The following is a 12,774-nucleotide window of genomic DNA, read 5'->3' as shown; positions in this document are numbered from 1 at the left end:
GATGGCCTGGGCCTGAGTGGTCGGCCGGTTCCGACGGGGGAGCGGAGCTGAGCCGGGGTTCCGTGCCGGTGCGGTCGGTGTCGGTGCCGCGTGGAACGGTCGGGCCCGTCGGACGCGGCGCGTTCGGCGCCTTGGCCGTCAGGGTCGGGCAGGGCGACGAGGCGGCCGGGCGGGTCGTCTGGGTCCGGTGGTGAGGATGTGGCCCGGGTCCGTCCGGTTGACGGTCCGGTCCGGTCAGGTCAGGTCAGGGCCCGGGGCGGCGGGCGACGTCCCGCGGAAGCCACCCCGCGGGAGCCGCTGCGCCGCTCCGCCACCCGGTGGTCACCGGTTCCGACTCCGGCTGTCAGGTGTCCACTTCGTCGGTCCGGTCAGGGCGCGAGCTGTGGAGGGTGTCGGCTCAGGAGCCGATCTGTCACCGGGGTGCCGGGGTGCCGGGGTGCCGGGGTGCCGGGCGGTCGGCGGCCTGGGGCCGGCCGTGTTCGGGTGCTGACGCCGCCGTGCCCGGCCCGGGTTCGGCTACCGGGCCGGCCGGACCGGGGTCGCGTGGAGCGAGCCGAGCAGGCTGAGGGCCTGGGCGCTGGGGCCGCCTGGTTCCGCCTGGTAGACGACGAGTTGCTGGCCGGGAGCGGCGCGCACGTCGAAGGTCTGGTAGGTGAGCTCCAGGGGCCCGACGTCGGGGTGGAGCAGGTGCTTGGTGTCCTGGGTCTTGCCGCGCACGTCGTGGGCGTTCCACAGGAGGGCGAAGTCCGCGCTGTACTCGGTGAGCCCGCAGGTGAGTTCCCGCAGCCGCGGGTTGTCCGGGTCGACGCCGGCCGCCTCGCGCAGGTGGGCCACGGTGGCCTGCGCGGCGTGGCTCCAGCGGGCGTAGAACCGGCGGCCCGCCGGGTCGAGGAAGGCCATGCGCGCCAGGTTGTCCGCCCGTTCGAAGGGGGAATGGAGGGCCCGGGCCAGGGCGTTGGTCGCCAGGACGTCCAGGGTCCGGTTGATGACGAACGCCGGCGCCCCCGGGTAGCCGTCCACCAGCTGGCGGAGAGCAGGACCGACCCGGTCCGTGGTGAGGGCGGGCTTGACGGCCGGGGCGGTCCCCGCCAGGCGGTGCAGGTGTGCGTGGGCGTCGGGCCCCAGGTGCAGGGTGCGGCCGAGCGCGTCGAGCACCTGGGCCGACGGGTGGCGTTCGCGCCCCTGTTCCAGCCGGGTGTAGTAGTCGGCGTTCACTCCGGCCAGGACGGCGACCTCCTCGCGGCGCAGCCCGGCGACCCTGCGCCTGCCGTGGCTCGCGATGCCGACGTCCTGTGGTCGCAGGGCCGCCCTGCGTGCGCGCAGGTACTCCCCGAGGCGGTTGTCGTGGGTCATGTCGCCAGGTTAGGCCGGGACGGCGGTGCGGTGCCCGGGTGCGGTGCACCCAGGCAACGGGCGTCCTGGTCGGCGGTCGCAGTCCCGCCCAGACTCGGTCGAGCAGGACCGATCCGCACAGCGAGAGGGAGCAGCAGGCATGACAGACGCAGGCAAGGTCGTGGCGATCACCGGAGCGAGCAGCGGGATCGGCGAGGCGACCGCCCGCCGGCTCGCCGCCGACGGCCACCGTGTGTTCCTCGGAGCGCGGCGCACCGATCGCCTCGACACGCTGGTTCGGGAGATCGACGCCGCCGGCGGCACCGCGGCGTTCCGGCGGCTGGACGTGACGGATGCGGCCGATGTCGCGGCGTTCGTCTCCGCGGCCCGGGAGCGGTACGGCCGCTTGGACGTGGTGGTCAACAACGCCGGGGTGATGCCGCTCTCGCCGCTCGCCGCCCTGAGGACCGACGAGTGGGACCGGATGATCGACGTGAACGTGCGGGGAGTCCTGCACGGCATCGCCGCCGCACTGCCGTTGATGCGCCTTCAGGGCGGGGGACACTTCGTGACCATCGCCTCGGTCGGCGCGTACGAGGTCTCCCCGACCGCCGCCGTCTACTGCGCCACCAAGTTCGCCGTGCGCGCGATCTCCGAAGGTCTGCGCCAGGAGTCCGCCGGGGACATCCGGGTCACCCTGGTCTCCCCGGGGGTGACCGAGTCCGAACTCGCCGACGGCATCGGCGATCCCGTCGCCCGGGAGGCCATGGCGGCCTACCGCGCCGTGGCGCTGCCGGCCGATGCGATCGCGCAGGCCATCGCCTACGCCGTGTCCCAGCCGTCCGGGGTCGACGTCAACGAGATCGTCGTCCGTCCCGCCGCGAGCGCCCAGTGACCCCCCTCTGCGAAGGAGCCGACATGCCGCACACCGCCGCCGACCGCGATGAACTGGTCCGCAGACTGCGGGTCCTGGAGGACAAGGAGGCGTTGCGCACCCTCATGATCCGCGGCTGGCGGGCGCTGGACCGCAAGGACTGGCAGACCTGGAGCGCGTGCTGGGCCGAGGACGCGGAGCTGGAGTTCGGGCCGTGGGAGACGATCCGCGGGAGGGAGGCGATCCGGGCGACGGTGGAGGAGGCGGAAGCGCCCTACGCGGCCATGCAGCACCACATCCTCAACCTGCACGTCGACGTCGAGGGCGATCGGGCCGGCGGCATCGGTTACATGTGGTTCGTCGCCGTCGCCGAACCGGGGAGTGCCGGCGCTCCCTACTCCATGGGAGGCCCGTACGACTGGGAGTTCCGCCGGGACGCGGAGGGCTGGCTCGTGGTCCGCCAGAGGCTCGGCGTCTGGTGGACCGACGGCGAGGATCCTCTGAAGGCCTTCGAGCCGCGCGGACACGTCGACGGGTGACCGGCGCGCGAACGGGCTCTCCGGCGGCGTCGACGAGGCGACGGCGGATCGCATGCCCGAGCGGTGGTGGTCAAGATCGGGCCGGTCACGGATCTGTCGCAGCGTTCGGCGCGCGCGGGCGGGTGCGGGACGGCGGCGGGAACCGCCGTCCCGCCCGGCCTGCGGCGCGCACCGGCGCGGTGCGCGTGCTGCCGGTGCCCGTCGTGGGCGAACGCTCGTGTCACAGATGTGTCTTGAGGGAGGTTCGGGCGGAACGGTTCGTCCGGCCGGGCGGTCCTGCTCACCAGTAACACCCGGTCGCACCGAGCGGCCGGCGCAGCCACTCGAATCCGGGGAAGTCACGATGCGCGTTCACAAGCTCACCTTCGCGGCCCTGGCCGTTGCAGCGGGCCTTTCGCTCACGGCTTGTCAGAACGACGACGCCGACACGGCCCAGGCCAAGCCGTCGTCCGCGCCGACCGTGTCCTCCGGGGCCGCGTCCGGCGCGCCGACCGCGTCCACCGCGCCGACCGGGTCCGCCCCGGGGGCAACGGCTCCGAGCGGCGGGACGACTGCGGGCGGCGGCGGGACGGTGGCCGGCGCGACGGCTGCCCCCGGTGCGAAGGGAACGGCTCCCGGGGCCGCCTCCGCGGCGGGCGGCAAGTGCCGGACCGACGACCTGGCGATCACGGCGGCGGACCGCACCATCGACGGTGACCGGGACCGTACGGTCGTGGTCGAGCTGAAGAACCGCAGCGGCCACGACTGCGCGATCTCCGGATACGCGGGCGTCGACCTGAAGACCGGCGCGGGGTCACTGTCCGCCCAGCGGTCCGGTGAGCCGGTCGTCGCCGGCGTCCTCAAGGCCGGGAAGTCGACCTTCTTCGGGATCAGCTACCCGGCCAACACGTCGGGAGGGTCGGGTGTGCGGATCACCGGGCTGGTCGTGACCCCGCCGGACGAGACGACGTCGGTCACCCTCCCCTGGCCGGGCGCCGCTACCCTGCCCGTCACCGACGGTACCGGCTCGCCGGTGAAGATCGGCCCGATGGGCAGCGCCGGCCAGGGCAACTGAGCCGGGCCACCACCCCGCCCGCTGCGCCCGCTGCGTGGCGGGCGGGGCAGCAGGACGTCCCGTGGAGCGTGCGGCCGGTTACGGGGGAGCGGCCACGGCAGCCGCACGGCCGTCCGATTCCCCGGGGTCGCCCGCGCCGACCCGGTGGCCGCCGGTGAACCGGCCGCCGGCTCCTGCCCTGAGCAGCCCGTTGGCCACGATGTCGACGCCCGGTCGGCGGGAGACGTGCAGGGCCCGGGCCGCGAGGGAGCCCGCCTGGGACGCGCCACATGTACGCCGCAGGCGGAGCGAATGTGAGCTCATCTGAATAGATCACTCTTCCGAGTGAAGATCGGCCCCATCGGTCGGTCAGCCGACCCGGTGCAGCCGAGGGTGGAGGACGGCCCGGGGCCGCTCGCCCCGGCCGGAGCCGGACCGGGGCCGTCCCGGCCCGCACGACCTGTGAGGAGACACACGCCGATGGGAACCGAAGCCGTGCAGCGGGCCGCACTGGTGTTCCGGCTGTTCGACGCCAACGGGAACGGGGTCCTCGACGCCCAGGACTTCGAGCTGATGACCGAGCGGGTGCTGGCCGCCGCCCCCGACTCGGGAAAGGGCGCCCGGAAGGCGTTCGCCGACAGCCTCCGCCGCTACTGGGAGGGGCTCGTCCAGGGGCTGGACACCAACGGTGACGGCGTGATCAGCCCGGAGGAGTTCGAGGGCTTCGTCCTCGACCCCACGCGGTTCGCTCCGACCGCCGCCGAGTTCGCCGACGCGCTCGCCGCCCTCGGTGACCCGGACGGCGACGGTCTGATCGACCGGGCCCGTTTCCTCGGCCTGATGACCGCGATCGGCTTCGCCGTGCCCAACATCAACGCGCTCTTCGACGCGTTCGGCCCGGACGCCGGTGACCGGATCGCGGTGGCTGTCTGGGCCGACGGCATCCGCGACTACTACACACCCGGCGCGAGCGGGATCCCCGGCGACCGACTGGTCTCGCTGCCGGCCTGACCCACGCCCGGCACCATCCGCCGCCCCCGAGGAAGCCCCCCGAGGAAGCCCCCGAGGAAGCCCCCGTGAACGCTCCGCGTATCGCCCTTGCCGTCGGCCGGGGAACCGGACCCGAACTCGCCGCCGTCTTCGAGCGCGTCCTGCACCGGATCACCCGGCTGCACGGTGTGGAGGCCGAACTGGTCCGCTCGCCCCGGTACTACCACTCCTACGCCTCGCTGCGCGCCGAAGCCGGCGGTACCGAGGAGGCCGCGCGGCTCACCGAGCAGGACGCCACCCACTACGAGCGTTTCTGCCGGGAGCAGGCAGCGGCGGGGGTACGTGCGGTGTTCCGCACCGCCGTCAACGCCCAGTCGCTCTACCTCGTCCGGCAGCGGCTGGCCGCCGTCAAGACGGAGGCGCTGACAGCGGACGGGGCGAGGCTATTCCTGGTCCGGGACCAGGCACAGGGTTTCTACACCGGTGAGAACCGGCACACCCCGGGCCGGGTGGTGCGCACGATGGAGTTCAGCCGCGCCGTCACCGAGCAGGTGCTGCGCCACGCCGTACGCGCGGCCCGCGAGCAGTGGCCGGACGAAGGCCCGGCGCGGGTGCTGATGGCCTACAAGTACCACCTCCTGGACGGGGCGCTGGACGACTGGACGGCGGGCCTGTCCACCGAACTCGCAGTGGGGATCGGCGTGTTCCAGCCGGACACGGTGAACCGCAACCTGATCGCCCGCGGGCTCGGGGACCGCACCGTGCTCGTCGCCGGGAACGAGTGGGCGGACATCATGCACGTCGTGCTGCTCGACCGGTACGGCTCCGAGCGGCAGGAGAACCGGTGCACCGAGAACGTGTACCTCCACCCGGATCTGAACGGCCTGACGGAGTACCAGACCGTCCATGGCTCCGCCGACGACCTGGCCGGCCGTGATCTGGTCAACCCCGTCGCCACGGTGCGGGCCGCCGCCCGGATCGCCGAGCGGTACGCGGCCTGCCCGGGAGCGACGGCCGCGGTGGAATCCGGCCTGAGGGCCGTGCACGCGCACGGGGTCCGCACCCCGGACCTCGACGGGAAGGCCTCCACGACCGAGGTGGTCGAAGCGCTGCTGGCCGAACTCGGCGCGCCCACCGGCGTGCCCGCCCCGGCCGTGCCCGCGCCAGCTGTGCCCGCCCCGGCCGGGCCCGCGTCGGCCGGGCCCGCGACTGCCGGCACGGCGGTCCCGCGGTGAGCACCCCCCGGCCCACGGCGCCGCTCACCGAGGATCCCGGCATCGGAACCGGCACCGGCACCTCCGCCACCGCGCTCGTTGTGGTGGACCTCCAGAACGACTTCTGCGCCGGGCCGACGGCCGCGGCCCGCTATCCCGGCGACCCGGCCCGCCTGACCGTCACCGCCGCCCGCTGCGCCGCGGCGGTCGACGCCGCCCGGGCCCGGGGCATCGAGGTGCTGTTCGTCCGCTTCCTCGGCGACCCCGCTCACCAGGGCGCCGCCTGGCGGCGACGCGACGCCGAGCTCGGCAAGCAGCCGAAGTGCCTGGAAGGGAGCCGGGGCGCGGACTTCCACGCGGTGAGCCCTCTGCCCGGCGAAGCCGTGTTCACCAAACGGGCCTGCTTCGACGCCTTCCTGGACCCCGAGTTCGAGCCCCACCTGCGGCGGCGCGGCATCGAACACCTGGTGCTGGCCGGCCTGTTCACCGACGTGTGCGTGGACTCCACGGCCCGCACCGCGTTCCAGCGGGGCTTCCACCTCACGGTGCTGCGCGACTGCACCACCGCACTGCACCTCACCGACGCCGACATCCTGCGTTTCATGGCCCGCGTCTACGGCGCCCGCATCACCACGCTCTCCGACCTCGCCTTCGCGGCGCCACCGCCGGCGGCCGGCTCGTCCGCAGCGCCGGCAGGCAGCCGATGACCGCGCCCACCACCCCCGATCGGGGCATCACGGCCGGCGTCGGCCGGACCGCACTCCTCGTCGCCGCCGCCCGGGCCATCGAGAACCACCGGCCGGATGCGGTGGCCCGTGACCCCTACGCGGAGCATTTCGTGCGGGCCGATCCCGGCTGTGCCGACTGGCCGCTGCACCCGGCCCAGGTGTCCCCGGCCGATCCGCTCTGGGGCCGGCTGGCCGCCTACTTCGCGCTGCGCACCCGTGTCCTGGACGATCACCTCCTGGCCTCGGCCCGCTCCGGTCTGCGCCAGGTGGTCCTGCTCGGGGCGGGACTGGATACCCGTGCCCACCGGCTGCCGTGGCCGCCGGGTACGACGGTGTGGGAGCTGGACCGGCCCGAGGTGCTCGCCCACAAGCAGCGGGTCCTCGACGCCCTCGGCGCGGAACCGGCCGCCGATCGCCGCACCGTTGCCGCCGATCGCCACACCGTCGCCGTCGACCGCCGCACCGTGGCCGTCGACCTGCACGACGACTGGCCGCGCGCCCTGACCACCGCCGGACTCGACCCGGCCGAGCCGGTCGCCTGGCTCGCCGAGGGCCTCCTGCTCTACCTGGCGGCAGTCGCCGAGCGTCGCCTGATCGCCACCCTCGACGGTTTCAGCGCCCCGGGCAGCACCCTCGCCTACGAGGCCAAGCTCGGCCTGGAGAACACCGCGGTCCGTGCCAGTGCGACCTATGCGGCGGCCCGGGAGCGGATCGGCCTGGACCTGCTCGCCCTCTTCGCCGCCGGCCCCCGCCCCGATACCGCCGCCGACCTCGCCGGGCGCGGCTGGCACACCCGCGTCCACACCCCGTTCGATCACGCCCTTTCCCATCCCCGCGCGCTGCGCCGGGAGCAGGACGACTGCCTGGCCGCCAACCGCTGGGTCTTCGCGACCAAGCTGCCGCCCACCTGACCGGTGGTCGGCCTGCCGGACGCGCTGTGCCAGGCCCGGTGACGACGGCCGCAGCCCCGTCCGGCGAAGTCCCTCCCGGGGGCCCGCGGCCCGCTGCCGCGCCGTGTGCCGTGCTCCGGTCCCGGGGTGTCCGCCCCGCCGACCGCGGGCCCGAGCCTGCCCCGGGTGCACAGGCGTCACCCCGATGCCCGAAGGGGTGGGCGGTGTCCTTCCCGGTCGCCTCCGGCGTCGCTCCGTTCGTCGCCCCCGGGATTAGCGTGCGCCGCGCACGCTTTTTCTGCTACGGTAAATGCGTGCTCAAGGCACGCACTTCCCGCGTCGCGCACACACCGCGCGGGCACTGTCTGCAACCGGAGGAATCCCATGAACCGCACCGACGCACGCGCCGCCCTGACCGACCTGCTGCTCACCCCCGGGCTCGACCTCGACGAGGCCGCCGACCGGCACTTCGCCCCCGACTACCGCCAGCGCACCGACGGCGAGTGGGCCGACCGCACCGAGTTCCTCGACCACATCGCCCACCTGCGCACCGTCGTCGCCGACGGCTCCGTCGAGGTCCACGACGAACTCTCCGACGGCGACCGCTACGCCGACCGCCACACCATGACCATCGTCAAGACCGACGGATCCACCGTCCGCATCGAGGTCTACCTCTTCGCCGAGTTCGCCCCCGACGGCCGCTTCCGCCGCATCGAGGAGACCACCCTCATGCTCGAAGGCGCCGACGGCGACCGGAACCTCGGCAGCGCCCGCTGAGCCACGTCGTCCACCCGACGCCACGACGCCGTCCGGGCCCAGCCCATGGGCGCGCCGTCGTCGTGGCGCATCGTCCATCGTCCCAACCCCGAGAGGGAGTGGTTGTCATGCTCGACGTGCTCATCGCCGGGGCCGGCCCGGTCGGGCTCTGGCTGGCCGCGGAGTTGCGCCTGCACGGTGTGGAGGTGACCGTCGTGGAACGCAGACCGGCACCGGACGGACGGTCGCGCGCTGTCGGCATGCAGGCCGGCACCCTGGACACCTTCGCCACCCGCGGACTCGCGCAGCGGTTCATCGAACGCGGCACCCCGGTCCCCACCGGCCACTTCGGCGCGGCGACCACCCGGCTCGACTTCTCCACGGTCGGCGCGGTGCACCCGTTCATGCTGGCGCTCGGTCAGTCCGTCACCGAACAGCTCCTGGAGGAGCACGCGATCGCCGTGGGTGCGCGGGTGCTGCGCGGGGAGGAGGTCGTCTCCCTCACCCAGGACGCGGACGCCGTCGAGGCCGTGATCCGCTCCGGCGGCACCCACCGGACCGTGCGGGCCCGCTGGGTCGTCGGCTGCGACGGCACCCGCAGCGCGGTGCGCCACGCGGCCGGTATCGGCTTCCCCGGCCAGGACACCACGATGACCGGGTGGCTCGCCGACGTCGAACTCGACGATCCGCCCACCGCCCCGCTCGCCGCCACCGGGCCGGCCGGTTCGTTCCTGGCGGCTCCGATCGGCGACGGCGTCCACCGGCTGGCGGGCCTGTCCACCGCCACCGTGCACCGCGGCGTCGGCGAACCGCTGACCCTGGAGGAGGTGCGCGAGCAGACCCGCACGCTCGTGGGACGGGACCTCGGCATCCGCAACCCCCGCTGGCTGTCGCGCTACGGCAACGCCACCCGCCAGGCCACGCGGTACCGGGCCGGACGGGTGCTGGTGGCGGGGGACGCGGCGCACATGTTCTTCCCGGCCGGTGGCCAGGGCATGAACCTCGGCATCCAGGACGCCACCAACCTGGGCTGGAAGCTGGCCGCCACCCTCCAGGGCCGGGCCCCCGACGGTTTGCTCGACAGCTACGACACGGAGCGCCGGCCGGCCGCCCGCGCCGTCATCGACAACACCCGGGCGCAACTCGCCCTGTTCGCCGCAGCGAGCCCGGAGCAGATCGCGCTGCGCGAGGTCTGGTCCGCAGCGCTGGCCGAACCGCGGACCAACCGGCAGTGGGCCCGTCGGATCGCCGGCTTCGACGACCCGCTCCCCGCCGGCACCGCCGGCACCGCACCCGGCACCGCACCCGGCACGCACCCGCTGATCGGCACACGGCTGGCCGGCCTCGCCCTGGACGCGCCCGACGCACCCACCGCCCACCCGCTGATGCATCACGGCCGGTTGCTGCTGCTGGACCTCGACGGGACGCGGACGCCGTGTTCCGTGAGCGGCCTGGAGCAGCGGGCAGCCACCGTCCGCACCGAGGCCGCGCATCCGATCTGGCGGGACGTCACCGCGGTCCTGATCCGGCCGGACGCCCGGATCGCCTGGGCCGGCACCGACACCGACCCGCAACGCCGGGCCGCCGACTGCCTCACCACCCTGCGCACCCTGTGCCGCTGAACCCCGCTCGGTGAGCCCACCCGCCGGTCCCCGCCGGGCGACCCCCTCGCACCACGGCACGGTCTCCGCCGCGGGGGCACGCTCAGGCGACCGACGGCGCCGACCTGGCCCGCTGGTCGGACGGAGCAGCGGGGCGGACGAGTCGCACACCGTGGACGGCTGCGACGCGCCCGCCCCGAATCCGGCGTCCGTCCTCGCCGCCCCGAGAGGAGGGGCGGGTGAGCGCGTGGTGGCCGCCGCCGGAGGTGATCTCCACGATCAGGTGTCCGTCGCCGCCGCCGTACAGGGGTGTCCGGCGGGGCGGAGGCGTTCGGTGGCCGTGACACCGGCAGGGCGTCGACCGTGCCGGTGGGCCCGCGCAGCCACAACGGGCAGCACGGTTCGGTGCGCGCCGGGGAGGCGTCCGTGATCAGCGGCTGACCGGGGTGAAGCCGAGGATCCGGCCCAACACACGGGCGGCACCCGACGCGTGTTCCCGCTCCGGGGTGGGACGCCCGGTGCCGCGGAAGGCCTCGATGGCCGCGCGTTCCTCCGCCGCGAGGTCCCGGTCGGCCGGCGGCGACCCGACGGTGCGGCCGGTCACCGGAGCCGGAACGGCCGGGTGAGGCACCCCCGACCAGGGCGGTGCCGTCTGACCACCCGTCGACGTCCGCCTCGCCGCCGTGCTCATCGGCGATCGGCTCGGTTCACTCGGAACCTCGGTCACCGACACCGCCCGCGAAGTCGGCCGCCACCGGTTCGGCGCCGGAGGTTCGGCGCGCGAGCGTACTTGACCCACTGGGGCGCGCAAGCTCCGGTCGTCTCGTAGTCGCGTTCGTGTGGGATGAGGAGCACAACGCGCTTTACGGCATCGGTCTGTGACGCTGCGGGGAACCGGAAGCAGGATTCCTTCTTGTGCTGGACATGATGCGTGCTCGGGGCCGCTGCACCAGACTCCGCCGTGGCGCCCCCGAGGGCCGGGGGCGGACGGGAGAACCATGCGAGTCACGAAGCGCCTGGCCGCGAGCGGAGCGACCGTCGGGTTGCTCGCCGCCGGCCTGGTGGGCTTGACCGGGACGAGCGCGCAAGCCTACAGCGGCTGCCAGGAGCTCGACAGCTACAACGGCGCGCGGATCAACGTCTGCGCGTCCCGGGTCAATCCGTGGGACGTGACGCTGCACTACGACGTCATCCGGCGGGGGAGCACCGACGAGCGCGTCTGGTTCACGCTCTACACGCCGGGCTGCGGGAAGGGCACCTACACCGATGTCTCGGGGAACGACTACTCCGAGCCGTCGAAGAATTTCGAGGTGGTGTGTGCGGCTTCGCAGATCACCTGGGCCACCGGCTGGATCTCCGAATCGGGCGGTAACACGTCCGTCGGCGGCGTCGGCGACACCTGGAGCTGGTGACATGGCGATCGTGAAGAGGCTCGCTTCGGTGGGCGCGGCGTCGGGTCTGGCCGCCGCGGGCGTCGTCGGGCTCGGAGCAGGCCCGGCGCAGGCCGCGCAGCACTGCACCACGCTCAGCACCACGCACGGTGCGCTGATCTCCATGTGCGCCAACGAGATCAACGCGAACTACCTCCAGATGACCTACAACCTGCTTCAGCGCGGGAACACGGACGAGCGCGCGTGGTTCATGGTCATCTCGCAGTGCGGGCAGTACCCGGGCGCGGAGGGGTCCAGCTACGACTGGATCTCCTACAACGACTACGACCGCACCTACGACACCCCTGAGAAGTGGTGCGGGGTGGCGAACGGAGGCTTCGGCGTCGTGGTCAAGGTCACCGAGTCGGGAAACATCTCGGACTACCAGGGGGCCGTGACCCTTCTCTGATCCCCGGACAGCATCAGCAACCCCTGGTGTCCCGTCGGGGGCCGCAGACGTGGTCGGCCCGCCCGGTGGCCGGCGAGCGCGCCGACCACATCGGCTGCGTGCAGGTGTCGAGCATGTCGGCACACCGAGTCCTGCCGCCGACCGGACGGTAGGCCACCCGGCGCCTACGGCTCCGTCCATCGCACGGCCTCCCGCCCCGGCTGCTGAGCGGGTGCCAGATCGGCGCGGCCGGGCCGATCCGGACAGCTATGGGGACAGTTACGGCCGTCCCTGCCGGTCCGTCGGCTGGGGACCGGCGGTTCGAGCGCAAGGAGTTGCCGCGCGATTTCGAGCGTGTTGACCGGTCCTGGCCGCCGATCACGGCGGCAGTGGCGGCCAGGAGAAGTGTTCCTGTGGCCACCTACGACTCGCGGAGCCTCCGAAGGGCTTTCCCTGGCATAACGTCGGCGGCGCGTCGCTGGCACGCTCGCGTTCGGCCCTGACCAGCCGTCCCCGGAGTAGTCACTCGACCTCCAGGCAGGGCTCCACACACCGAACGCCTGCCTGGCGATGAACGCCCAGGTGTCCTCGTGGCTCACCAGCGTCAGGTAGGAGACACCGGCGGCGATCACCATCGCGGAGTTGTGCTCCGCCAGGCCGACCGTGTTCGCCGCGACGGCCGTCTGAACGGCCTCCCTGTCCTCCTCCTCCCGCCAACGCTTCTCCTGCTCCCACTTCTCCCCGGCGATCCGGCGCTCCAACTCCTTGCCGGCCACGTACTGCTCACGCCACGTCGCGAACGTCGACCCTCCAACTCCCGCAAGGACCACGCTGTGTAGGTTGGTTATGGCTGTGCGCAACGGTTCTCCCGGTGGGCCGGGGAGGTCGGCGCTCCGTTGCCGGCCGGCCTCGTCAGCCGGCCAGCAGCCCGGTGGCGATCCGGGCGCGGTGCGGCGCCAGCTCGGCGGCGATCGAGGCGCCCTCGGCGGCGGTGACGGT

13 protein-coding genes are annotated in these 12,774 nt (G+C 73.7%); 11 read left to right on the top strand and 2 right to left on the bottom strand.

The genetic code is table 11. The features are described from left to right. Positions 1-516: 516 nt before the first annotated feature. Complete coding sequence (locus ACFV04_RS05125; protein WP_380526894.1) at positions 517-1,353, bottom strand: helix-turn-helix transcriptional regulator; 837 nt, start codon at positions 1,351-1,353, stop codon at positions 517-519. Positions 1,354-1,492: 139 nt separating this feature from the next. On the opposite strand from ACFV04_RS05125, the gene ACFV04_RS05120 reads away from it, so the two are divergent. The 9 genes from ACFV04_RS05120 to ACFV04_RS05080 all read left to right on the top strand — a co-directional run bounded on the left by ACFV04_RS05120 (position 1,493) and on the right by ACFV04_RS05080 (position 9,978). Continuing rightward, positions 1,493-2,227, top strand: a complete 735-nt coding sequence (locus tag ACFV04_RS05120; RefSeq protein WP_380526892.1) for an SDR family oxidoreductase — start codon at positions 1,493-1,495, stop codon at positions 2,225-2,227. Positions 2,228-2,250: 23 nt separating this feature from the next. Beyond that, the gene (locus ACFV04_RS05115; protein WP_380526890.1) at positions 2,251-2,745 is read left to right on the top strand and encodes a nuclear transport factor 2 family protein; all 495 of its coding nucleotides are present in this window, start codon (positions 2,251-2,253) and stop codon (positions 2,743-2,745) included. 343 nt (positions 2,746-3,088) lie between these two features. Then, a complete protein-coding gene (locus ACFV04_RS05110; RefSeq protein WP_380348105.1) occupies positions 3,089-3,799 on the top strand; it encodes a DUF4232 domain-containing protein in 711 nt (236 codons plus the stop codon). Between the two features lie 459 nt (positions 3,800-4,258). Next, positions 4,259-4,789 (top strand): EF-hand domain-containing protein, encoded by a 531-nt coding sequence (locus ACFV04_RS05105; protein ID WP_380526888.1) that lies wholly within the window; start codon positions 4,259-4,261, stop codon positions 4,787-4,789. 65 nt (positions 4,790-4,854) lie between these two features. Then, on the top strand, positions 4,855-6,003 hold the full coding sequence (locus tag ACFV04_RS05100; RefSeq protein ID WP_380526886.1) for an isocitrate/isopropylmalate family dehydrogenase: 1,149 nt from the start codon (positions 4,855-4,857) through the stop codon (positions 6,001-6,003). Then, positions 6,000-6,689: a cysteine hydrolase family protein gene (locus tag ACFV04_RS05095; RefSeq protein WP_380526884.1), complete on the top strand. Its 690-nt coding sequence runs from the start codon at positions 6,000-6,002 to the stop codon at positions 6,687-6,689. Before ACFV04_RS05100 ends, ACFV04_RS05095 begins: the two co-directional genes overlap by 4 nt. After that, on the top strand, positions 6,686-7,621 hold the full coding sequence (locus ACFV04_RS05090) for an SAM-dependent methyltransferase (RefSeq protein ID WP_380526882.1): 936 nt from the start codon (positions 6,686-6,688) through the stop codon (positions 7,619-7,621). The genes ACFV04_RS05095 and ACFV04_RS05090 overlap by 4 nt, the downstream gene beginning before the upstream one ends. 363 nt (positions 7,622-7,984) lie before the next feature. Next, positions 7,985-8,377 (top strand): nuclear transport factor 2 family protein, encoded by a 393-nt coding sequence (locus ACFV04_RS05085; RefSeq protein ID WP_380526880.1) that lies wholly within the window; start codon positions 7,985-7,987, stop codon positions 8,375-8,377. A gap of 107 nt (positions 8,378-8,484) precedes the next feature. Continuing rightward, positions 8,485-9,978, top strand: a complete 1,494-nt coding sequence (locus ACFV04_RS05080; protein WP_380526878.1) for an FAD-dependent monooxygenase — start codon at positions 8,485-8,487, stop codon at positions 9,976-9,978. A 409-nt stretch (positions 9,979-10,387) separates the two neighbouring features. Here the strand turns inward: ACFV04_RS05080 and ACFV04_RS05075 are convergent, their stop codons facing one another. Beyond that, positions 10,388-10,561, bottom strand: a complete 174-nt coding sequence (locus ACFV04_RS05075) for a hypothetical protein (RefSeq protein WP_380526876.1) — start codon at positions 10,559-10,561, stop codon at positions 10,388-10,390. Between the two features lie 394 nt (positions 10,562-10,955). On the opposite strand from ACFV04_RS05075, the gene ACFV04_RS05070 reads away from it, so the two are divergent. Both ACFV04_RS05070 and ACFV04_RS05065 read left to right on the top strand, forming a co-directional pair. Then, positions 10,956-11,369: a hypothetical protein gene (locus tag ACFV04_RS05070; protein ID WP_380526874.1), complete on the top strand. Its 414-nt coding sequence runs from the start codon at positions 10,956-10,958 to the stop codon at positions 11,367-11,369. Position 11,370: 1 nt separating this feature from the next. Further along, complete coding sequence (locus ACFV04_RS05065; RefSeq protein WP_380348122.1) at positions 11,371-11,796, top strand: hypothetical protein; 426 nt, start codon at positions 11,371-11,373, stop codon at positions 11,794-11,796. Positions 11,797-12,774: the final 978 nt, after the last annotated feature.

Source organism: Kitasatospora sp. NPDC059599 (assembly GCF_042735125.1).
Lineage (GTDB): Bacteria > Actinomycetota > Actinomycetes > Streptomycetales > Streptomycetaceae > Kitasatospora.
This window is presented reverse-complemented; position numbering and strand designations above follow the sequence as displayed.

What these genes read in the sequence shown, in the direction of transcription:
- ACFV04_RS05070 (WP_380526874.1), top strand. Translation starts at nt 10,956, where the DNA reads ATGCGAGTCACGAAGCGCCTGGCCGCGAGCGGAGCGACCGTCGGGTTG.
- ACFV04_RS05105 (WP_380526888.1), top strand. Translation starts at nt 4,259, where the DNA reads ATGGGAACCGAAGCCGTGCAGCGGGCCGCACTGGTGTTCCGGCTGTTC.
- ACFV04_RS05080 (WP_380526878.1), top strand. Translation starts at nt 8,485, where the DNA reads ATGCTCGACGTGCTCATCGCCGGGGCCGGCCCGGTCGGGCTCTGGCTG.
- ACFV04_RS05065 (WP_380348122.1), top strand. Translation starts at nt 11,371, where the DNA reads ATGGCGATCGTGAAGAGGCTCGCTTCGGTGGGCGCGGCGTCGGGTCTG.
- ACFV04_RS05120 (WP_380526892.1), top strand. Translation starts at nt 1,493, where the DNA reads ATGACAGACGCAGGCAAGGTCGTGGCGATCACCGGAGCGAGCAGCGGG.
- ACFV04_RS05085 (WP_380526880.1), top strand. Translation starts at nt 7,985, where the DNA reads ATGAACCGCACCGACGCACGCGCCGCCCTGACCGACCTGCTGCTCACC.
- ACFV04_RS05115 (WP_380526890.1), top strand. Translation starts at nt 2,251, where the DNA reads ATGCCGCACACCGCCGCCGACCGCGATGAACTGGTCCGCAGACTGCGG.
- ACFV04_RS05125 (WP_380526894.1), bottom strand. Translation starts at nt 1,353, where the DNA reads ATGACCCACGACAACCGCCTCGGGGAGTACCTGCGCGCACGCAGGGCG.
- ACFV04_RS05090 (WP_380526882.1), top strand. Translation starts at nt 6,686, where the DNA reads ATGACCGCGCCCACCACCCCCGATCGGGGCATCACGGCCGGCGTCGGC.
- ACFV04_RS05110 (WP_380348105.1), top strand. Translation starts at nt 3,089, where the DNA reads ATGCGCGTTCACAAGCTCACCTTCGCGGCCCTGGCCGTTGCAGCGGGC.